Here is a 19,830-nt window from a genome sequence, read left to right as displayed (position 1 = left end):
CTGTGGACGTCCCCGCGCCGGGGCGCGGGGTGCCAGCAGGTCTTCGGACTCGGGTTCGTCCGGACGGGACGCCTTCCCGGTCTCCCAGTGGCGTCGTGCCCCGCCCGTCCCCCTCACCGCTGCGCGTCAGCTCCGGATTCGCACCGGATTCCCTGACCACGGATGTGGTTCGACTGGCCCGTGGAGGTTACCAAGGCAATCGCCGGGTCAACTCGTGTGCTCAGTCTTCCGGGTACGGCACCACGGTGCTGGTGTTCTGGCACGAGGCTCAGCCGCCTCGAACACCGCGGGCCCGCGGCCGAGCCCGGTCTCCCCCTCAGGGGTGCGAAACCGGCCTGCGGCGCGGGCCGTTCGGTGCGGTCATACCGACCGCTTCACAGCGCAGCGCGGCCATCTCGGACCGCTCCTGTGAAGCATGCCCCTACGGGCCGGCCGCTCGGCACGTCCGTCTCGGAAACACCGCTCATCACACCCGCCGGCCCGCTCAACGCGGCCCGGGTGCCTGCGCGTCGGCGGCTCACCCCTCGGAGGTCACCCCTCTGCGGCGACGGGCTGGTACGGCCGCAGCAGGGCGGCAAGCTCCTCGTGCACCCGGACCTTCATCAGGGTGCCTTCGGCCGTGTGCTCCTCGGAGAGGATCTCGCCCTCGCCGTGGACGCGGGAGACCAGCGCCCCCTCGGTGAAGGGCAGCAGAGCCTCCAACTCGACCTCGGGACGGGGCAGTTCGCTGTCGATCAGCTCCCGCAGCTCGGCGATGCCGAGACCGGAATGCGTGGAGACGGCGAGCGCGTGCGGCTCCGAGCGCAGCAGCCGCTGCACCGTCAACGGGTCGGCGACATCCGCCTTGTTGATCAGAACGATCTCGGGGACGTCCACCGCGCCCACGTCCCGGATCACCTCGCGCACGGCGGCGAGCTGCTCCTCCGGCACCGGGTGGGAGCCGTCCACGACGTGGAGGATCAGCGTCGAGTCGGCGACCTCCTCCATGGTGGACCGGAACGCCTCGACCAGGTGGTGCGGAAGGTGGCGCACGAAACCGACGGTGTCGGCCAGCGTGTACGCCCGCCCGCTCGGCGTCTCGGCCCGGCGCACGGTCGGGTCGAGGGTGGCGAACAGGGCGTTCTCCACCAGGACTCCGGCACCGGTGAGGCGGTTGAGCAGCGAGGACTTGCCGGCGTTGGTGTAGCCGGCGATCGCGACGGACGGCACCTGATGGCGTCGCCGCTCCTGCCGCTTGACGTCCCGGCCGGTCTTCAGCTCCGCGATCTCGCGGCGCATCTTCGCCATCTTCTCGCGGATGCGCCGACGGTCGGTCTCGATCTTCGTCTCACCGGGGCCGCGAGTGGCCATGCCGCCACCGCCGCCACCGCCCATCTGCCGGGAGAGCGACTGGCCCCAGCCGCGGAGCCTGGGCAGCATGTACTGCATCTGGGCCAGGGCCACCTGCGCCTTGCCCTCCCGGGACTTCGCGTGCTGGGCGAAGATGTCCAGGATCAGCGCGGTGCGGTCGACGACCTTCACCTTGACCACGTCTTCGAGATGGATCAGCTGGCCGGGGCTCAGCTCACCGTCGCAGACCACGGTGTCCGCGCCGCTGCTCAGCACGATCTCGCGCAGCTCCTGGGCTTTGCCCGAGCCGATGTAGGTGGCCGGGTCCGGCTTCTGCCGCCGCTGGATCACGCCGTCGAGCACCTCGGCGCCCGCCGTCTCGGCGAGCGCGGCCAGCTCCGCCAGGGAGTTGTCCGCCTCCTCGGCGGTGCCCGAGGTCCAGACGCCGACCAGCACGACCCGCTCCAGACGCAGCTGGCGGTACTCGACCTCGGTGACGTCCTCCAGCTCGGTGGAGAGTCCCGCGACGCGGCGCAGAGCCGCGCGCTCGGAGCGGTCGAGCTGGTCGCCGTCACGCTCCTCGTCGATCGAATGACTCCAGGCGACGTCCTCTTCCATCAGGGCGTCGGCCCGGCGCGTGCTGCTTTCGGAGCTTTGCTGAGCGCTGTGGGGAAGAGAAGAGGAGTGGGTCATTGCGTCCTTACGTCGAGGAGTGGTGCACGAAGGTGCGTGCTCTGCGGTAACGCGCGGGGGTCGCGGGAGTATTCCCGCCGGCCCGCTGTCCGCCGCCCGATCTGCGGGCGGGGCCGGCCGCGGTCGGTCACGGGAACGATGGTCCCACGGGCGTGTGCGGGCGTCACCCCGATTTTCCAGCGCGTCAGCCTCGCGCGTCAACGGCGCCGTCAGCCGCCGCGCCCGTACCCGCCGGCCTCGACCGCGCGGCGGTCGCCGGGGCGCTCGCGGGAAAATCGCCGGTGCTCGGGGCGGCTCAGTGCACCGGCTTGGTCACCCGGGCCACGTCGTAGACGCCCGGCACCGCGCGCATCGCACGCATCAGTGCCGGCAGCTCCCGTGAGTCGGCGAGCCGCAGGGTGTACGTGTGCCGCACCCGCTGCTCGCACGGTGGCTCGACGGCCGCGTAGAGCACCGCCGCGCCCTGGACCGCGATGGTCTCGGTCAGATCGGCGAGCAGCTGCTGCCGGCCGAACGCCTCCGCCTGGAGCGTGACCCGGCACGCGGCTCTGCCTCCCCGCCACCCCACCGCGACCTGCGCACGGCCGGCGTCGCGCATCCTGCGGACGGTGGCGCAGCTGTCGCGGTGCGCCGTCACATTGCCGCCGCGCACCAGGAAGCCGGTCACCGCGTCGGGCGCAACGGGGGTGCAGCAGCGGGCCAACCGCACGGTGTGGCCCGGGAGTTCCTCCGCGACGGCGCCGCTGCCGGCCGAGGCGGCGCTCGGCGGCGCGTCGTGGAGGCTGTCGCGCTGCGCCTCCGAAGTGCCCGCCACCGGCTCGGGTTCGGCGCCGTCGGCTTTTGCCGCACCGGCCTGGCCGGCCGGCGACTCCAGCTCGAGCCGACGGCGGATGGAGATGCGGGCAGCGGGCGTACGGGCGTGGTCGAGCCACTCGGGGGACGGTCCGGAGCCGCCTTCGGCCGCCATCAGCAGTTGCAGCACGTCGCCGTCGCGCAGGACGGTGGCCAGAGTGGTCAACCGCCCGTCGACCCGGGCGCCGATACAGCGATGTGCCTCCTCGCCGTATCGGGCGAACGCCGCGTCGAGGCAGGTGGCGCCACCCGGGAGGTGGAGGGCTGCCGTCCCGGCGGCGCTGCCCGGCTCACCGCAGAAGACGGTGATCTCGCGGTCCTGCGCGAGATCGTCGCGCAATGCGGCCCAGAAGGTGTCCGGATCGGGGGCGTGGCTCTGCCACTCCAGCAGCCGGGAGAGCCATCCGGGCTGGGTCGGGTCGGAGCGCTCGCCGTCGGCGGCGGGCTCGGCGGCGGGCTCCGCGCGGTGCGGATTGCCCAGCGCGACCACGCCGGCCTCGGCGACCTTGTGCATGTGGTGGGTGCGCATCAGCACTTCGGCCACGCGGCCCTGAGGGTCGGCGAAGGCGGTGTGCAGCGACTGGTAGAGGTTGAACTTCGGCACCGCGATGAAGTCCTTGAACTCCGAGATCAGCGGAGTGAAGCAGGTGTGCAGCTCGCCGAGGACGGCATAACAGTCGGCTTCCTCTCCCACCAGGATCAGCAGTCGGCCGAAGTCGCACGGGCCGAGCTCACCGCGTTTGAGCCGCGAACGGTGCACGGAGAGCAAGTGCCGCGGCCGGATGAGGACTTCGGCGGTGACCTTCGCCTCGCGCAGTATTCCGCGGACCTGCTCGGCGATTTCCTCCAGCGGATCGGCGGCTGCCCGATGGTCGCGCACCAGCTCGCGGGTCCGCACGTGCTCCTCCGGGTGGAGGATCGCGAAGACCAGGTCCTCCAGCTCGGTCTTGAGCGCCTGCACTCCGAGGCGCTCGGCGAGCGGGATCAGCACATCGCGGGTGACGGTGGCGATCCGCACCTGTTTCTCCGGCCGCATCACGCCCAGCGTGCGCATGTTGTGCAGCCGGTCGGCGAGCTTGATCGACATCACCCGGACGTCATTCCCGGTGGCAACCAGCATCTTGCGGAAGGTCTCGGGCTCGGCGGCGGCGCCGTAGTCGACCTTCTCCAGCTTCGTCACGCCGTCGACGAGATAGGCAACCTCCTCGCCGAACTCGCTGCGCACCTGCTCCAGCGTGACGTCGGTGTCCTCGACCGTGTCGTGCAGCAGCGAGGCGGTCAGCGTCGTACCGCCTGCGCCCAGTTGGGCGAGGATCAGGGTCACCGCGAGCGGGTGCGTGATGTACGGGTCGCCGCTCTTGCGCATCTGGCCGCGGTGCGAGGACTCGGCGAGCAGGTAAGCCCGCCGCAGGGCGTCGAGGTCGGCGTCCTGGTGGTGTCTGCGGTGGGCCTGGACGACGTGCTCCAGAGCGTGCGGCATACCGCCGCGGGAGGCCGTGCCCACCAGTGCAGCCCTGCCGAGCTTTCGCAGGCTCCGTACTGCGCTCATGGGCAGCCCCCTGGGTGTCGCGCCGTCAGTTACCCGATGCTATCCATCCCGCGGAGGCTCGCCGACGGGTCCCCCAAGACCGTGTGCGGGATCACTCCTTCGAGCGAAAAGTCGTGCCCTTCGTCCTCATCGGCCCGTCCACCGCGGGGAGTTGACGTCCGACACTGCCCCGGGGAGAGCCGACCGGCCGCCGAGCAGCCTTCGATCAGGCGCCCTCGAGCAGCGAGGGGTCGAGAATGCCCTCGGCGACGACGACGGCGGGGCCGGTCATCTCCACCTCGCCATCGGCGCGTTCGGTGATGATCAGGGAACCGCCGGGCACGTCCACGGTGTACGTCACCGTCTCGCCGTCGGCGGCCGGGTCCAGACCGTCTCGACGTGCGGCGGCGACCATCACCGCGCACGCCCCGGTGCCGCAGGAGCGGGTCTCGCCCGAACCCCGCTCGTGCACCCTCAGCGCCACGTGCCGCGGACCGCGGTCGACGACGAACTCGACGTTGGTGCCGTTCGGCACGGCCTCGGCGGGCGCCACCCCGGGCGCTTCGAGCAGCCGTCCCGCCTCGTCCAGGGAGTCGACGAAGGCGACGGCGTGCGGGTTGCCCATGTCCACGTGACGCGCGGACAGACTGCGCCCGTCCACCGTGACGGTGAGCCCGGGGCCCGGCAGCACCGCGCGGCCCATACCCACCGTGATCGCCCCGTCCTCGCCCAGCGTCACGCGGCGCACGCCCGCCCTGGTGGCGACCGCAAGCTCTCCGGGCTCCGCCAGCGCCATCCGCTCCAGACAGTGGGCGAAGACCCGTACGCCGTTGCCGCACATCTCGGCGACGCTGCCGTCGCTGTTGCGGTAGTCCATGAACCACTCGGCGGCGTCCGCCATCGCGCGCGCCTCCGGGTGGGCGGCCGAGCGGACGATGCGCAGCAGACCGTCGGCGCCGATCCCGGCTCTGCGGTCGCACAGCCGCGCGACCTCGGCGGCGGACAGCTCCAGGCGGCCCTCCGGGTCGGGGATGATCACGAAGTCGTTCTCTGTGCCGTGGCCCTTGAGGAAGGTGATCGGCTGCGCTGGGGTGCTCACACGACCGATCGTACGGGAGCACCCATGGGCACCCCGCGGGGCGTTCACCCGCAGCGGGGCTCTCGCCGGAACGGGGTGCCGTCGGCCGGCGGGCGCAGGCTGATGCCGTCGGCGGGCCGGGAAGGTGCCGGCGGCCGACCGCTAGCGCAGGGTGGCCACTCGCAGCGCGGCGAGCACCACGAGCAGGGCGACCAACAGGGCGTACAGGGCGACCACTCGCCAGTCCGCCCGGCGCTCGCCGCCCCTCGGCGGCAGACCGGGCCAGGAGAGTCCGACCCGGCGGGCGGCCATCATGCCCCAGCCGGCGGCGCAGCAGCTGATCAGCAGTCCGAGCATGGCCACGACTGCTCCGCCACCACCGAACTCGAAGGCGAGCGGGAAGGCGAACATCAGCGAACCGACAGCGGCCAGAGCGACGATCGGGGTGATCTGCCACAGCCTCAACCGGCGCGGTGGCCGCAGCTCGCCGTAGGACTCGCCGCTCTCCGCGACCGGGGCACTGTCCTCGCTCGGGGCGGGGGCCGTCAGGGGATCGCTCGACACCTGCGACGGCAGCGCAGGATCATCGTTTCTGCGAGGGCCGGCATCCATTGCCACGCGCCCTCCCAACTCCCGACATCGCGGCTCCGATCGTCGATGATGGCACGCCTGCACGCGCCTCCCGGCCGGACTGAGCGTCCCGATGCCATCACGTGATCAGGCTGTGACCGGGCGATCGATCAACGCCAGTGACCGTGCGAGGAGTTCCGCTCTTTCGGGTACGGCCCCGCTCAACCAGTGCACACGCTCGTCCCGGCGGAACCAGGTGTCCTGGCGGCGCGCGAAGCGTTTGGTGGCGCGTACGGTCTCGGCGCGCGCCTCCTCCAGGGTGTACTCCCCCGCCAGCGCTCTCAGCACCTGCTGGTAGCCGAGGGCCCGGGAGGCGGTGACTCCCTCGCGCAGCCCCTGCTGCTCCAGCGCCTCCACCTCGGCGACCAGCCCCGCCTCCCACATCCGGTCGACCCGTACCGCGATGCGCTCGTCCAGCTCCGGCCTGGCCACGTCGACTCCGATCTGCAGGGTCCGGTACACCTCGCGACGCTCGTCGGTCGGGGGAAGGTGCGCGGTGAAGGGGCGGCCGGTGATCTCGACGACCTCCAGCGCCCGTACGATCCGGCGTCCGTTGCTCGGCAGGATCGCCTCCCCCGCGGCCGGGTCGACGGCCGCGAGCCGCGCGTGCAGGGCGCCGGGCCCGAGGCGGTCGAGCTCCTCCTCCAGCCGCGCCCGCACCAGCGGATCGGTGCCCGGGAACTCCAGGGCGTCGATCGCCGCACGCAGATAGAGCCCGGAACCGCCCACCAGCACCGGGGTGCGACCGTCGGCGAGCAGTGCGTCGATCCGCTCTCTGGCCAGCGTCTGGTACTCGGCGACGCTCGCGGTGACGCTGACGTCCCAGACGTCCAGGAGATGGTGCGGCACGTTCCGACGCTCGGATTCGGACAGTTTGGCGGTGCCGATGTCCATCCCGCGGTAGAGCTGCATCGAGTCGACGTTGACGACCTCGCCGCCCAGTGTGCGGGCCAGCGCGACGCCGAGGTCGGACTTGCCGGCCGCGGTGGGGCCGACGACGGCGATGACCTGAGGGGCGCAGACACGACTGTTCACGCGCGCCAGTCTCCCAAACCCGGAGGACGGACGGGACCGTGCGTCCGCTCGGGTCCGCGGCGTACGTACGGTCCGGGGCGGGGTGCGGGCGGTGGCGGCTTCCACCCGGCGCGGGCCTGCGCCGGCACGTAAAATCGGACAGCGAGAGAAGACTGTCCGTCCGGAATGCGGAACGTCCCGTTCCTCGGGGCGGATACGATCAAGCGGCTTCGCGGAAGGTCCCGGACCACCGTGCGCGTGGGCGCCGACCCCTCACCGCTTGCGCGGAGGGTGCGGCAACTGCAGGGGTGCGGTGCGGCCGTGGACCGCACCGACCGCGAATCCGCCCGCAGGAACTCACCGTTGGACTCACGGAAGGCAGCCGTCATGGGAATCATGGAAAAGATCAAGGGCCTCCTCGGACAGCACAGCGACAAGGTCGGCCAGGGGCTGGACAAGGCCGGGCAGGCGGTCGACTCCAAGACCGGCGGCAAGTACAGCAAGCACATCAGGACCGGGACCGACAAGGCCAAGGAAGCCCTCGGCGACAACGGCAAGGGTGACGGCGGCAAGGGTGACGGCGGTCGGAGCGGCGAGGGCGACGACGGCACCAAGGGCCGCTGAGTCCCGCACTCCGCCCGGCCCCTGCGGATGCGGGTGCCGCGGCGTCCAGCGGTCGGCTCGTACGGAGAGGGTGCTCCCCTGCGAGTGCGAGCCGACAGCGCCGCTGCGCAGCCGGCGCCGGCTGTGCCCCGAGCCTGCGGGCGCGCGGGTCGCTTCCCGGGGGAGTGCAGGAGGTCTTCAGGGAGCCGCGAGGCCTCAGCTCCAGGACGCGACCAGGTACCCGACGCCGTACGGGGCGCTGTCGTGCAGGAGCCGGCCGCTGAGGCCGGCGTCCTCCGCCGCGCCGGCCAGCACCTGCCAGGGTGCCCGGCCCGCGGCGAGCAGCTCTCCGCCGAGATCGGCGTCCAGTGCGCCGAGGGCGGCGTGGTCGGCTTCTGCAAGGGCACGTGCGGCAGCCGCGTCGAAGTGCGCGGCCCGCTCGTCGAGATAGCCCGGTGCCTTGAGAGTGCGGCACGCGCTGCCGTCGCCGAGGACCAGCAGGGCCAACCGCTCCTCGCCCGCGGCCAGTCGACGGCCCTCTCTCAGGCATTTCGCGGTCGGCAGCGCACGGTCCACGCCGAGGCCGGAAACCGGCGCGGCCCGCCAGGAAACCGAACGCAGCAGCCACGCGCCGACGGTCAGCGGCGCCGGCAACTCCCGTACCGCCGCCGGTGGTTCTCCGCCGGCTTCGGTGGCAGTCTCCTCAAACCGGGCCCGGCCCAGGACGAACTCCGCGGGCACTCCGAAGCCGTGCAGCCCTCCGACGCTGCCCGCCGGGTACTGCCCGCTCCCGTCCCGCTCCACCGGGGCGAGGACCACCAGCCGCTCCGGGCGGGCCGCAGCGAGGGCCGCAAGCGCCTCGGCGCAGGCGTCGCGCACCGCGTCCAGCTCCGCCACAGCACCCTCCGCGACCTCGGGGACGAGAACCGGCGGGCAGGGGCAGACAGCGGCAGCGGCAAGCATGTCCGCAGCCTACCCGCGCCCCTCCCTGCGCCCGGCCCGGCGGAGTCCGTCGCCCCTCAGCGGGGGCAGCGCGTCCCAAGAGGCCCGTGAGCAGCGCGAGTTGGGCGAACGGGCCCCGCACCTGTCCACGAGCCGCGGCGGAGGATCGGACGTACGAGCCGTCGGCTCAGCAGGCGCTGCAGCCGCCCGTCGGAGCGGGCAGCGGCTCGGGTGCGCCGATCTTCGGCAGCCCGAGCATCACGCCGCCGCCCCCGGCCCCCTCGGGCGCGGCCTGCCGCGCTTCCCAGGCGTCGCCGGCACGGGTACGGCGCACCCCGAGCGGCTTGCCCTCGGCGAGCAGGTGGTGCGGGGCGGCGTAGCTGATCTCGACGGTCACCATGTCGCCGGGGCGCACGGGCTCCTCGGGGCGGGTGAAGTGGACCAGGCGGCTGTCCGGTGCCCGGCCGGAGAGCCGGCGCGTCTCGCCGTCCTTGCGTCCCTCGCCCTCGGCGACCATCAGCTCCAGGGTGCGGCCGACCTGGCGCTTGTTCTCCTCCCAGGAGATCTCGTCCTGGAGCGCGACCAGGCGCATGTACCGCGCCTGGACGACCTCCTTGGGGATCTGCCCGTCCATCTCGGCCGCGGGGGTCCCGGGGCGCTTGGAGTACTGGAAGGTGAACGCCTGCGCGAAGCGTGCCTCGCGCACGACGTGCAGGGTCTCCTCGAAGTCTTCCTCGGTCTCGCCGGGGAAGCCCACGATGATGTCGGTGGAGATGGCGGCGTCGGGCATCGCCGCGCGGACGTTCTCGATGATGCCGAGGAAACGCTCCTGGCGGTACGAACGCCGCATGGCCTTGAGGACCTTGGAGGATCCTGACTGCAGCGGCATGTGCAGCTGCGGCATCACATTGGGCGTCTCGGCCATGGCCGCGATCACGTCGTCGGTGAAGTCGCGCGGGTGCGGCGAGGTGAAGCGCACCCGCTCCAGCCCGTCGATCCGGCCGCAGGCGCGCAGCAGCTTGCTGAACGCCTCGCGGTCGCCGATGTCGCTGCCGTAGGCGTTGACGTTCTGCCCGAGCAGGGTGATCTCCGTGACGCCCTCGGCGACCAGCGCCTCGATCTCGGCGAGGATGTCGCCCGGCCTGCGGTCCTTCTCCTTGCCGCGCAGGGCGGGAACGATGCAGAAGGTGCAGGTGTTGTTGCAGCCGACCGAAATGGAGACCCAGGCCGCGTAAGCGCTCTCCCGGCGCGTGGGCAGCGTGGAGGGGAACGCCTCCAGGGACTCGGCGATCTCGACCTGCGCCTCTTCCCTGACCCTCGCGCGCTCCAACAGCACCGGCAGCTTGCCGACGTTGTGGGTGCCGAAGACGACGTCGACCCAGGGCGCCCGGCGGACGATGGTGTCCCGGTCCTTCTGCGCCAGGCAGCCGCCGACGGCGATCTGCATACCGGGCCGGGACGCCTTCTTCGGCGCGAGCTGGCCGAGGTTGCCGTACAGCCGGTTGTCGGCGTTCTCCCGCACCGCGCAGGTGTTGAAGACGACGACGTCGGCACCGTCCGCGTTCTTGGGCGCACGTACGTAGCCGGCGTCCTCCAGCAGACCGGACATCCGCTCGGAGTCGTGGACATTCATCTGGCAGCCGAAAGTGCGCAGCTCATAAGTCTTGGCAGTCATCTCAATCGACCAGGGTACGCGCATCCCGAAGGCACTCCTCCCCGCCCACCGCGAACGCGGGGGTCGGCCGCCGGGCCCGCGGATGGCAGGATCGGGCGCATGGTGAGGTTCCCGGCCCGCGGGCCGAGCAGACGGCATGTGCTGTGGGCGGTCGGCGCCCTGGTCGTGGTGGTCTCGCTGCTGTGGTGGATGACCCCCGGCGGGCGCGACCGGCCCACCGGGACCGCGACGCTCGCCACCGGCGTTCCGTCGGGGGTGTACGCCCGCTACGGAACGCTGCTCAAGGAGCGGCTCCCCCGCGATCTGCCGGAGGTCGAGCTGGGGCTGCGCCCGAGCCAGGGTTCGGTCGACAACATCGAGCAAGTGGTCGCCGGCAAGGTCGACTTCACCATCGCCCAGGCCGACGCGGTGGCGGCGTACCTCACCTCGGGAGGCAAGGATGCCTCCCGGCTGCGGGCCTGCGCCCGGCTGTACGACGACTACGTGCAGCTCGTCGTCCGCGCCGACTCCGATGTCGAGTCGGCGGCCGACCTGCGAGGGCTGAAGGTCGGTGTCGGCCAGCGGCAGTCCGGTGTGCGTCCGGTCGCCGAACGACTGCTGCGCGCGGCGGGGTTGGACCCTGCGAAGGACGTCCGCCAGGTCTACGAGGGCATCGGCCTGATGCCCGAACTCCTGGAGAACGGCGGCCTGGACGCCTTCTTCTGGACCGGCGGGCTGCCCAGCAGCGCCATCCAGGACCTGGCGGCCAGCAGCGACATCCGACTGGTGGAGCTGGGCAGCCTGGTGCCGGCGCTGCACGCCCAGGATCCGCAGGCCCGCCATTACCGTGCCGCGGTGATGCCGGCGGACGCCTACCCGCAGGTGCAGCAGGGCGAGGCGGTGGAGTCGGTGGCGGTGGCCAATCTGCTGGTGACCACAGACCGCGCGGAGAAATCGCTCACCGAGGGCCTGACCAGGGCACTTATCAAGAACCGGGACTACATCGGCTCGCGGGTGCACGCCGCCCAGCGAGTCGATCTGCGCACCGCGATCTACACCGACCCGCTCCCTCTGCACGAGGGCGCCCAGCGCTACTACCGCACCGTCAAGCCCTGACCGCCGCCGCCTTGGGCGCCCGATCCGTCCGCCTCCGGGCACGGCAAGACCGAGACGTTCTCGCGCCCCGGCACGACTGAGCGCGGCGGGACCCGGCCCGGTACGACGAGCCCGAGCCCGACGACTCGAAGCCGCCGCCGCGTGCCGTTACGCAGTGCCCTGCCCCGCCACCCGCGCGCCGTCCTCCGCCGGCTCCCGGCCGGGAGCCGGGTCCGGGTCCGTAGCACCGCCGCCCCTGGACGACCCCGCGGGCGGGCCGCCGTCCGACGCACGGTCCCGCCCGTCGGCCCAACCGGCCAACGTCGCGACGACGCGGCCGAGTTCCTCGCGGTGGACCCCCGGCAGCGCTGCCGCGAGATAGCCGTCGGGACGCACCACCAGCACCGTGTGCGCCGCCGCCCCCGGGTAGGACTCGGTGACGAACAGCTCGGCGGGAGCGGGCAACGCCCGCACGGCGGCGGCCAGTTCCGGCATCACCCCTGCGTTGAGCCAGTGCCGGCTGTCCCACACCGCGGTGCCGGGCGCCACCAGGACGACCAGCAACCGGGCACCGAGCCGCTCGGAGAGCGCCTGGCGGGTGCCGTCCAGCGCGGTCAGCGGGATGTCCTCCGCGCGCTCGCCCGGCTCGGTGGCGACGCCGCCACCGAGCGGCGCGGTGGTGAGCGGGGAGCCGCGGTGCTCCGGCGCGGCGCCGAGCGTCCCGCGGCCCAGATGGCCGTCGGTGAGGAGCGTCAGCCGGCTCCGGGCACCACCGGGGAGCAGGGTGCGCAACGCCCCGGCGTTGCGCACCAGGGGCAGCGCCTGGTCCACCGCGCGCAGCCGGGCGACGACGGCGCCGCGGCGCTCCTGCTCGTAGCTGTCCAGCAACCCCTCGTCGCCGGCGCCGAGCCGGTGCAGGGCGAGTTTCCAGGCCAGGTTGTCCACATCCCGCAGACCCTCGTCGACGGCCTGGGTGCCGAGCGCCCCCAGCAGATGCGCGGCGTCCCCGGCGAGCAGGACCCGTCCTCTGCGCCACTGCCGTGCCAGGCGCTGGTGGGCGGTGTGCACCCCGGTGTCCAGCAGCTCGTACGCGGGGTCCTGCTCGCCCGTCCAGGCCGCGAGCGTCTCCTGGATGCGCTCCAACAGGGCGTCGGGCGTGACCAGTTCACCGCGCGCGGGCAGCAGCCAGTCCAGCCGCCACACCCCCGAGGGGAGCGCCCGGGCGCAGACCTCGCCGCCCTTGCCGCCGGGCATCTCCCGGTGCAGCAGCGCCTCTTCCGGCCAGGGAAGTGCGACCCGCAGTGCCGCGACCGCGTGCCGTTCCACCGCCGTGCGGCCGGGGAACCGGGTACCGAGCAGCTTGCGGACCGTGGAACGGATGCCGTCGCAGCCGACCAGATGGCTGCCCCGCCAGACCTCGCCCTGCTCCCCCTTGGTGCGCGCACGCACCCCGTCCTCGTACGCCTCCAGCTCGACGACCTTGCTGTGGTCGACGATCCGCACCAGCCCGGTGCGCCCGGCCGCGGCGCGGAAGGCCTTGCGCAAGGTGTGCTCGGGCACGTGTAACGGGGCGTCGGCGGGGGTGAAGTCCCGCTGCTCCAGCACCTGTCCGCGACGCAGGGTGCGCCACACCATCCAGCGCGCGCCGGGAAGCGGTTCGGGAGCTATCAGGCGCTGTACGAGCGCGGCGGTGTCGGGCCGCAGTACGCAGCTGCGCGCGGGCCGGGGGGTGATCCGCCCGTCCCCCGCGTCCAGCACGACGGTGGGCACCTCGTGGCGCGCCAGCGAGAGCGCGAGCGCGAGACCGACCGGGCCGGCACCGACGATGATCACCGGTTCCACGGCTGCGAGACCTCCCGGCCCCGCGAGCGGGTCTCACTGCAGGCACGGTGGCCTGCGCTCTTGTGGGGACGGGGAGTTGACGCGAGGCGGCGGCCGTGGAGCGTGATCACACCCGGTATGCAACCCACTGCCCGTGCACGCGTCAAGTGAGCATGGGGTGGGCACCGACGCACCGAAGGGGAGCAGCGCCGACCTCGCGCTGCTCCCCTTCGCCGCCCGCGCCCGTGCGGGTGCTTCACACGGGCCGGTGCGGGTACTTCACTTGCCGTCCTTGCCGTCCTTGCCGTCCTTGCCGTCCTTGCCGTCGAGTGCCTTGTCCGGCTCCGCGACGGGCTCGGCGTCGGCAACCTTGATTCCGGTCTTGGCACGCCGGCCGCGCTTCTCCAGCCAGGTCGCGAACCAGGACAGCAGCAGGCAGATGCCGACGTACAGCGCACCCACCGCGCCCAGGAGAACGACCTCCGGGTTGGCACCGTTGATGAGGGTGTTGTCGGAGAACTGCCGCGCGACGTACAGCAGCTCCTCGTACACGATGATGTAGCCGAGCGAGGTGTCCTTGAGGGTCACCACCAGCTGGCTGATGATCGTCGGCATCATCGCGCGGACGGCCTGCGGGATCTGGACGGTCAGCATGACCTGGCTCTTGCGCATGCCGATCGCGTACGCGGCCTCGACCTGCCCCTTGGGCACCGAGAGGATTCCGGCGCGCAGCACCTCGGCCTGGACCGAGCCGTTGTAGACGGTCAGACCGAGGACCAGGGCCCACATCGGGTCGTTGATGAGGAAGCCCTGCCAGAACACGAAGATCGTGATCAGCAGCGGCACCGCACGGAAGAGCTCGATGAAGGCGGTGGCGAACCACCGGATCGGCAGGTGGTCGGAGAGCCGGGCGACCGCCAGCAGCACGCCGAGGACCACCGAGAAGATCCCGGCGAAGAAGAACGCCTTCAACGTGGCGACCAGGCCCTCGAAGATGCGCTCCTGTGTGGAGGTGTACTGCAGGATCTCCCACATCTCCGGCGCCAACTGCCCGGTGCGGGCGAGCCGGAAGACGATGAAGGCCCCGACACCCAGCAGGGCGATCCCGCCGACCACGGAGAGGATCAGGTTCCGCGCCTTGGCCCGGGGGCCAGGCACGTCGTAGAGGACTGAGCTCATCGCGCGACCCCCAGCTTGCGCTCCAGCAGTCGGAAGAGGCCGGAGATGGAAAAGGTGATGATGAGGAAGGCGACTGCGATCCAGAAGAAGACGAACAGGATGTTGTAACCCATGTCGCTGAGGTCCTTCTGGGTGCCGAAGAGCTCGGCGTTGCTGAAGGCGCCGGCGATCGCCGAGTTCTTGGTCAGCGCGATCATGATGCTGCTCATCGGGGCGATCACTGTTCTGGTCGCCTGCGGGAGCACGATCAGGCTCAGGGTCTGGGTGAAGGTCATTCCCAGGCTGCGAGCCGCTTCGGCCTGGCCGACGTCGACGGTGTTGATGCCCGAGCGGACGGCCTCGCACACGAACGAGGAGGTGTAGAAGCTCAGGGCCAGGACCGCCAGCACGTACGGGCTCATGCCGGGGAAGAGGACCTTCGGCAGGATGAAGAAGGCGACCACGAAGAGCAGGACGAGCGGGGTGTTGCGCAGCAGGGTGACCCAGGCCGCGCCGAACCAGCGCAGGGGCGGGATCGGCGAGACCCGGCAACCGGCGATCACCACTCCCAGCACAAGGGCGATCAGCGCGCTCGCGGCCGTGAGCGAAAGGGTTCCGATGAACCCCTCCCGGAACAACGGCAGGTTGTCGAGCAATACGTTCATCTAGGTCTCCGCGTTAATCTCCGCGCGGGCGGGGAGCGGGATGGGCAGGACAGAGGGTGCCCCGTACGCCCTCGAGTGCGGACATACGGGGCACCTCGTGCTTCACGCTTCGATCGGCCCGAACAGCGGGGTCCGGTCCGGTGTCAGCGGATTCAGGAGCGGTCGAGCTTCGGCGGGTCGACGAACTCCGAGCCGGAACGGCCGAGGGTCGCCTCGTACGCCTTCTTGTAGTCGCCGTTCTCGATGTGCGCCTCGATCGCGTCGGAGACCGCGTCCTTGAGCGCCTTGTCGCCGAGCTTGATGCCGACGCCGTAGGGCTCGTCGCTGAACGTCTCGCCGACGACCTTGAGGTCGTCGGGGCGCTGCGCCGCGTAGCCCTTGAGGATGGCGTCGTCGGTGGTCATCGCGTCGACCTGGCCGTCGACCAGCTGCTTGACGCAGTCGGTGTACTTGCCGAGCTCGATGGTCTTGGCACCGTACTCGGACTTGTTCTCCGTGATGTTGCGCAGCGGAGTGGAGCCCTTGATGGAGCAGACCGTCTTGCCCTTGATGCTGTCCGGGCCCTTGATCGCGTCGTCGTCCTTGCGCACCAGGAGGTCCTGGCCGGCCATGTAGTACGGACCGGCGAAGGCGACCTGCTTCTTGCGCTCGTCGTTGATCGTGTAGGTACCGATCATGAGGTCGACCTGGCCCTTGGAGACCGCCGTCTCACGAATGGAAGAGTCGATCGTCTTCCACTGGATGTCCTTCTCCGGGTCGAAGCCGAGGTCGGCCGCGATCATCTTCGCGATCTCGACGTCGAAGCCTTCGTACTTCTTGGAGCTGGGGTCCTGGAAGCCGAGGTACGGCTGGTCGGCCTTGGAACCGACGATGAGCTTGCCGCGCTTCTGGGCCGCCTTCAGCACGGGCGAGTCGACGTCGACGTCGTCGGCAACGGTGTACGTGGGGACCTCGGGGCCCTCCTCGTCGTTGTCGTCACCGGCGCTTCCCTCCTTGCCGCAGGCGGTGAGAGCGAGTACGACCGCCACGGAGGCGGCCAGGGCCGCGCTGGTCTTGCGGAGTCTCATGACTGAACTTCCCTCGTCTTCGGTTGATGTGCCTGGCCCCGCCGGGCCGCTGCGTCGTGTCTTCAGTGCTGGAGGATCTTCGACAGGAAGTCCTTCGCCCGGTCGCTGCGCGGGTTGCTGAAGAACTGGTCGGGAGTCGCCTCTTCGACGATCTTTCCGTCGGCCATGAAGATCACGCGGTTCGCGGCGGATTTGGCAAAGCCCATCTCGTGCGTGACGACGACCATCGTCATTCCCTCACGAGCCAGCTGCTGCATGACCTCGAGAACCTCGTTGATCATCTCGGGGTCGAGGGCGGAGGTGGGCTCGTCGAAGAGCATCACCTTCGGCTCCATCGCCAACGCCCGAGCAATCGCGACGCGCTGCTGCTGACCGCCGGAGAGCTGGGCGGGGAACTTGTCCGCCTGAGCGCCCACACCGACGCGGTCGAGCAGCTCGCGGGCCCGCTCGTCGGCCGCGGCCTTGCTTTTGCGGCGCACCTTGGTCTGGCCCAGCGTCACGTTCTCCAGCACCGTCTTGTGTGCGAAGAGGTTGAACGACTGGAAGACCATGCCGACATCGGCCCGCAGCTTGGCCAGCTCGCGACCTTCCTCGGGCAGCGGTTTGCCGTCGATCTCGATACGACCGGAGTCGATCGTCTCCAGACGGTTGATCGTGCGGCACAGCGTGGACTTGCCGGACCCGGAGGGACCGATCACGACGACGACCTCGCCCTTGGCGACAGTCATGTCGATGTCCTGGAGCACATGCAACGCACCAAAGTGCTTGTTGACGTTGTCCAGTACGACCAGCGGGTCCGCCGCGCCTGCGGCGTCCTTAGTCACCGATACTTCACCCATCGGCGTCACTCGCTCCCTCCTCATCGGTTGAGGGGACCTTAATGACCTGCGTGAACCGCCGTCAGTACATCTGAGGGGAAATTGAGCATAACGATCCCGTCACACGTCAACACCCTACGTAAAGGACCCGACCGGCAGCGTACCGGCCGGATAACGGAAGAACCCCTGGTGGGCGCAGAAGTCTTGACGCGACTGGCCCCCGTAAGCGTGGATGCGTAATCTGCGGCGCCGTACAACGAAAGAGCCCGCAGGGCTCCCGAAGTGCACGGACGCTCGTGGGGAACGGGTCCCGCGAGTGCTCACGGGACCTTGGTCGCCCACGGTCGGCCGGGTCACGTTGCGCGGGCTCTCACGGGGTCGGCTCGCAGACAGCGAGCCGACGGCGCACGGAACTGCCGAAATCGGCGGTGCCCGTCGCCGCAGAGTACGGAAGGAAGGTCCTATGCGGCTTCTGCTGGTCGAGGACGACACACATGTCGCCGCTGCCCTCACCGCCGTACTGGGGCGGCACGGCTACACCGTGGTGCACGCCGGCAGCGGCGAGGAGGCCATGCAGGCGCTGCTGCCGGTCGTCGGCGGCACCCCGTTCTCGGTGGTCCTGCTGGATCTGGGCCTGCCGGACCAGGACGGCTTCGAGGTCTGCGGACGCATCCGCCGCCACAGCAGCATCCCGGTGATCATGGTCACCGCCAGGGCGGACGTGCGTTCCCGCATCCACGGTCTCAATCTCGGGGCCGACGACTACGTGGTGAAGCCCTACGACACCGGCGAGCTGCTGGCCCGCATCCACGCGGTGAGCCGCAGGCACCCCGTCGACGATCTGCCCGAGCAGCCCGGCGACGACCGGCCCGGACGCGGCGTACTGCACTTCGGCACCGTCGCCGTCGACCTGGACACCCGACGGGTGCAGGTCGACGAGGAGCTGGTCTCACTGACCCGCAAGGAGTTCGACCTGCTCGCGCTGCTCGCCGGACGCCCCGGCGTGGTCTGCCGCAGGGAGCAGATCATCAGCGAGGTCTGGCAGACCAGTTGGGAGGGCACGGGCCGGACGCTGGAGGTCCATGTCGCCTCGCTGCGCTCCAAGCTGGGGCTGCCCCATCTGATCGAGACGGTGCGCGGCGTGGGGTACCGGCTGATCGACCCGGCGGGGTGACCTGGCCCCGGCGGGGTCGGCCGGGTGGACCGTGCTGCGGGGCCTCCGGGACGGCTTGAGCACCGCGGCTTCAGCGGCCGGAGCCTCGTGAGCAACCGGACCGCTTGTGGCGATCGGGCCGCCTCGTGAGCAACCGGGCCGCCTCGTGAGAGCCCGGATCGCCTCGTGCGCGGCCCGGATCGGTGGGTGGTGGCGGACAGCCCGTCGCTCCGCGGTCCCGCGTCGACTACGGTCATGCGGTGCGCGCCCGCCTTCTGCCCCTGCTGATCCTGCTCTTCGCCGGTGTCCTGCTGGCGCTCGGCTTCCCGTTGGCGATGAGCATGGCGGCCACCGAGCAGCAGCGGGTCGTGATCGACCGGATCGACGACACCACACGCTTCGCCTCGCTGGCCCAGTTCGTCACCGTGCCGCCCACCGACAGCAGCGACCCCAAGCGCCCCACCTCCGAACGCAACGAGCGGCTCTCCGCGCTCACCAGCGAACTCAGCCGGTACCACCAGCTGTACGGCATCCGCGCGGGTGTCTTCTACCGCGACGGGAAGGTGATGGCGGCCTCGCCCGGTGACTGGCGGCTGCCCGAACAGGGCGAGGGCGCGCAGGCGTTCAACGAGGCGTTGGCGGGACGGCGGAGCCAGGACCCGCCACAGGTCTGGCCGTGGCAGGACCGGCGCATAGCGGTTGCCTCCCCGGTGGTGCGCGACGGGGACGTGGTGGCCGTCGTGCTGACCGACTCCCCCACCGACCAGCTGCGTTCCCAGATCCTGCGCCACTGGCTGCCACTGGCGCTCGGAGAGGCGTTCGCCATGCTCTGCGCGGTCGGCGCGGCCGTACAGCTCACCCGCTGGGTGCTCCGCCCGGTCGGGGTGCTGGACAAGGCGGCCCACGACATCGCCACCGACCAGCTCGCCGCCAGGGTCGTCGCCTCCGAAGGGCCGCCGGAGCTGCGCCGCCTGGCGCGCTCCTTCAACGAGATGGCCGGCCACGTCGAGGAGATCATGGAGCAGCAGCGGGCGTTCGTCGCGGACGCCTCGCACCAGCTGCGCAACCCGCTCGCCGCGCTGCTGCTGCGCATCGAACTTCTCGGCCTCGAACTCCCGCCGGGCAGCGAGGAGTTCGCCTCGGTGGAGGCCGAGGGCAAACGCCTCGCCCGGGTGCTCGACGACCTGCTCGGCCTCGCGCTGACCGAACACAGCCGGCCCGATCTGCGCCTGACCGACGTCGGCGCCCTCGCTGCGGAACGGGTCGACGCCTGGCGGGTTTTGGCCGAACGGCGCGACATCATTCTGCGTACCTCCGGCAACAGCGCAGTCACCGCCTGGGTGGACCCGGTGGGGCTCTCCAGCGCGCTGGACGCCGTGGTCGACAACGCGCTGAAGTTCACCCCCGCCGGGGAGACCGTCACGGTGTCGGTCTCCCCGGACCGTGAACAAGTGACCATCGTGGTGGCCGACGGCGGGCCGGGGCTCACCGACGACGAGTTGGCACGGGTGGGCGACCGCTTCTGGCGCAGCGGCCGGCACCAGAACGTCAAGGGCTCGGGCCTCGGGCTGTCCATCACCAAGGCGCTGCTGGCGGCGGGCGGCGGAACGCTCTCGGTGGAGCCCAACCGTCCGCACGGTCTGCGCGTGGTGCTGGTGGTCCCCCGCAACGCGTCGTAGCGGGCCGTCCACGCCCGTCGCCGTTCGAGCCGCACTGCCGGCCCACGCCTC

The 19,830-nt window shown here is 71.2% G+C and carries 16 protein-coding genes and 1 riboswitch; of the genes, 4 read left to right on the top strand and 12 right to left on the bottom strand.

Annotated elements, in window-relative coordinates; all coding sequences use genetic code 11:
- Window positions 1–17 precede the first annotated feature (17 nt).
- Window positions 18–193, bottom strand: a riboswitch (cobalamin riboswitch).
- A 338-nt stretch (window positions 194–531) separates the two neighbouring features.
- The 5 genes from hflX to miaA all read right to left on the bottom strand — a co-directional run bounded on the left by hflX (window position 532) and on the right by miaA (window position 7,145).
- Window positions 532–2,022, bottom strand: coding sequence for a GTPase HflX (gene hflX / locus JGS22_RS22275; protein WP_211040091.1), 1,491 nt, complete (start codon window positions 2,020–2,022; stop codon window positions 532–534).
- Between the two features lie 295 nt (window positions 2,023–2,317).
- Window positions 2,318–4,423, bottom strand: a complete 2,106-nt coding sequence (locus tag JGS22_RS22270) for a RelA/SpoT family protein (protein ID WP_211040092.1) — start codon at window positions 4,421–4,423, stop codon at window positions 2,318–2,320.
- 205 nt (window positions 4,424–4,628) lie between these two features.
- Complete coding sequence (dapF, locus tag JGS22_RS22265) at window positions 4,629–5,501, bottom strand: diaminopimelate epimerase (protein ID WP_211040093.1); 873 nt, start codon at window positions 5,499–5,501, stop codon at window positions 4,629–4,631.
- A 141-nt stretch (window positions 5,502–5,642) separates the two neighbouring features.
- Window positions 5,643–6,092 carry a hypothetical protein gene (locus JGS22_RS22260; RefSeq protein WP_211040094.1) on the bottom strand — a complete coding sequence of 150 codons (450 nt, stop codon included), beginning with the start codon at window positions 6,090–6,092 and terminating at the stop codon, window positions 5,643–5,645.
- A 105-nt stretch (window positions 6,093–6,197) separates the two neighbouring features.
- A complete protein-coding gene (gene miaA, locus JGS22_RS22255; protein ID WP_211040095.1) occupies window positions 6,198–7,145 on the bottom strand; it encodes a tRNA (adenosine(37)-N6)-dimethylallyltransferase MiaA in 948 nt (315 codons plus the stop codon).
- Between the two features lie 366 nt (window positions 7,146–7,511).
- Here miaA and JGS22_RS22250 point away from each other — a divergent pair, with 366 nt between their 5' ends.
- A complete protein-coding gene (locus tag JGS22_RS22250; protein WP_211040096.1) occupies window positions 7,512–7,748 on the top strand; it encodes an antitoxin in 237 nt (78 codons plus the stop codon).
- Window positions 7,749–7,943: 195 nt separating this feature from the next.
- Here JGS22_RS22250 and JGS22_RS22245 read toward each other — a convergent pair whose 3' ends face one another.
- Together JGS22_RS22245 and miaB are read right to left on the bottom strand one after the other, a co-directional pair.
- Complete coding sequence (locus JGS22_RS22245; protein WP_211040097.1) at window positions 7,944–8,690, bottom strand: class III extradiol ring-cleavage dioxygenase family protein; 747 nt, start codon at window positions 8,688–8,690, stop codon at window positions 7,944–7,946.
- A 166-nt stretch (window positions 8,691–8,856) separates the two neighbouring features.
- Complete coding sequence (gene miaB, locus JGS22_RS22240; protein WP_211040098.1) at window positions 8,857–10,344, bottom strand: tRNA (N6-isopentenyl adenosine(37)-C2)-methylthiotransferase MiaB; 1,488 nt, start codon at window positions 10,342–10,344, stop codon at window positions 8,857–8,859.
- A gap of 99 nt (window positions 10,345–10,443) precedes the next feature.
- Between miaB and JGS22_RS22235 the strand changes: the two genes are divergently transcribed.
- Window positions 10,444–11,439: a TAXI family TRAP transporter solute-binding subunit gene (locus tag JGS22_RS22235; protein WP_211040099.1), complete on the top strand. Its 996-nt coding sequence runs from the start codon at window positions 10,444–10,446 to the stop codon at window positions 11,437–11,439.
- A 147-nt stretch (window positions 11,440–11,586) separates the two neighbouring features.
- Here JGS22_RS22235 and JGS22_RS22230 read toward each other — a convergent pair whose 3' ends face one another.
- From JGS22_RS22230 to JGS22_RS22210, 5 genes are all read right to left on the bottom strand, one after another.
- Complete coding sequence (locus JGS22_RS22230) at window positions 11,587–13,260, bottom strand: FAD-dependent monooxygenase (RefSeq protein ID WP_211040100.1); 1,674 nt, start codon at window positions 13,258–13,260, stop codon at window positions 11,587–11,589.
- A gap of 258 nt (window positions 13,261–13,518) precedes the next feature.
- Window positions 13,519–14,418, bottom strand: a complete 900-nt coding sequence (locus tag JGS22_RS22225) for an amino acid ABC transporter permease (protein WP_211040101.1) — start codon at window positions 14,416–14,418, stop codon at window positions 13,519–13,521.
- Window positions 14,415–15,062: an amino acid ABC transporter permease gene (locus tag JGS22_RS22220; protein ID WP_211040102.1), complete on the bottom strand. Its 648-nt coding sequence runs from the start codon at window positions 15,060–15,062 to the stop codon at window positions 14,415–14,417. Before JGS22_RS22220 ends, JGS22_RS22225 begins: the two co-directional genes overlap by 4 nt.
- Before the next feature lie 152 nt (window positions 15,063–15,214).
- Complete coding sequence (locus JGS22_RS22215; protein WP_211040103.1) at window positions 15,215–16,129, bottom strand: glutamate ABC transporter substrate-binding protein; 915 nt, start codon at window positions 16,127–16,129, stop codon at window positions 15,215–15,217.
- 62 nt (window positions 16,130–16,191) lie between these two features.
- Window positions 16,192–16,968, bottom strand: coding sequence for an amino acid ABC transporter ATP-binding protein (locus tag JGS22_RS22210; RefSeq protein WP_308405840.1), 777 nt, complete (start codon window positions 16,966–16,968; stop codon window positions 16,192–16,194).
- Between the two features lie 442 nt (window positions 16,969–17,410).
- Here JGS22_RS22210 and JGS22_RS22205 point away from each other — a divergent pair, with 442 nt between their 5' ends.
- Window positions 17,411–18,121 (top strand): response regulator transcription factor, encoded by a 711-nt coding sequence (locus JGS22_RS22205; RefSeq protein WP_211040104.1) that lies wholly within the window; start codon window positions 17,411–17,413, stop codon window positions 18,119–18,121.
- A gap of 239 nt (window positions 18,122–18,360) precedes the next feature.
- Complete coding sequence (locus JGS22_RS22200; protein WP_211040105.1) at window positions 18,361–19,779, top strand: sensor histidine kinase; 1,419 nt, start codon at window positions 18,361–18,363, stop codon at window positions 19,777–19,779.
- Window positions 19,780–19,830: the final 51 nt, after the last annotated feature.

It is taken from the genome of Streptomyces tardus, from assembly GCF_018101125.2.
GTDB lineage: Bacteria > Actinomycetota > Actinomycetes > Streptomycetales > Streptomycetaceae > Streptomyces > Streptomyces tardus.
This window is presented reverse-complemented; position numbering and strand designations above follow the sequence as displayed.

Excerpts from the sequence above, each read along its gene's own strand:
- JGS22_RS22210 (WP_308405840.1), bottom strand. The coding sequence starts at position 16,968 with ATGGGTGAAGTATCGGTGACTAAGGACGCCGCAGGCGCGGCGGACCCG.
- JGS22_RS22260 (WP_211040094.1), bottom strand. The coding sequence starts at position 6,092 with ATGGATGCCGGCCCTCGCAGAAACGATGATCCTGCGCTGCCGTCGCAG.
- JGS22_RS22245 (WP_211040097.1), bottom strand. The coding sequence starts at position 8,690 with ATGCTTGCCGCTGCCGCTGTCTGCCCCTGCCCGCCGGTTCTCGTCCCC.
- JGS22_RS22220 (WP_211040102.1), bottom strand. The coding sequence starts at position 15,062 with ATGAACGTATTGCTCGACAACCTGCCGTTGTTCCGGGAGGGGTTCATC.
- JGS22_RS22215 (WP_211040103.1), bottom strand. The coding sequence starts at position 16,129 with ATGAGACTCCGCAAGACCAGCGCGGCCCTGGCCGCCTCCGTGGCGGTC.
- JGS22_RS22250 (WP_211040096.1), top strand. The coding sequence starts at position 7,512 with ATGGGAATCATGGAAAAGATCAAGGGCCTCCTCGGACAGCACAGCGAC.
- hflX (WP_211040091.1), bottom strand. The coding sequence starts at position 2,022 with ATGACCCACTCCTCTTCTCTTCCCCACAGCGCTCAGCAAAGCTCCGAA.
- JGS22_RS22235 (WP_211040099.1), top strand. The coding sequence starts at position 10,444 with ATGGTGAGGTTCCCGGCCCGCGGGCCGAGCAGACGGCATGTGCTGTGG.
- JGS22_RS22270 (WP_211040092.1), bottom strand. The coding sequence starts at position 4,423 with ATGAGCGCAGTACGGAGCCTGCGAAAGCTCGGCAGGGCTGCACTGGTG.
- JGS22_RS22225 (WP_211040101.1), bottom strand. The coding sequence starts at position 14,418 with ATGAGCTCAGTCCTCTACGACGTGCCTGGCCCCCGGGCCAAGGCGCGG.
- JGS22_RS22205 (WP_211040104.1), top strand. The coding sequence starts at position 17,411 with ATGCGGCTTCTGCTGGTCGAGGACGACACACATGTCGCCGCTGCCCTC.
- miaB (WP_211040098.1), bottom strand. The coding sequence starts at position 10,344 with ATGACTGCCAAGACTTATGAGCTGCGCACTTTCGGCTGCCAGATGAAT.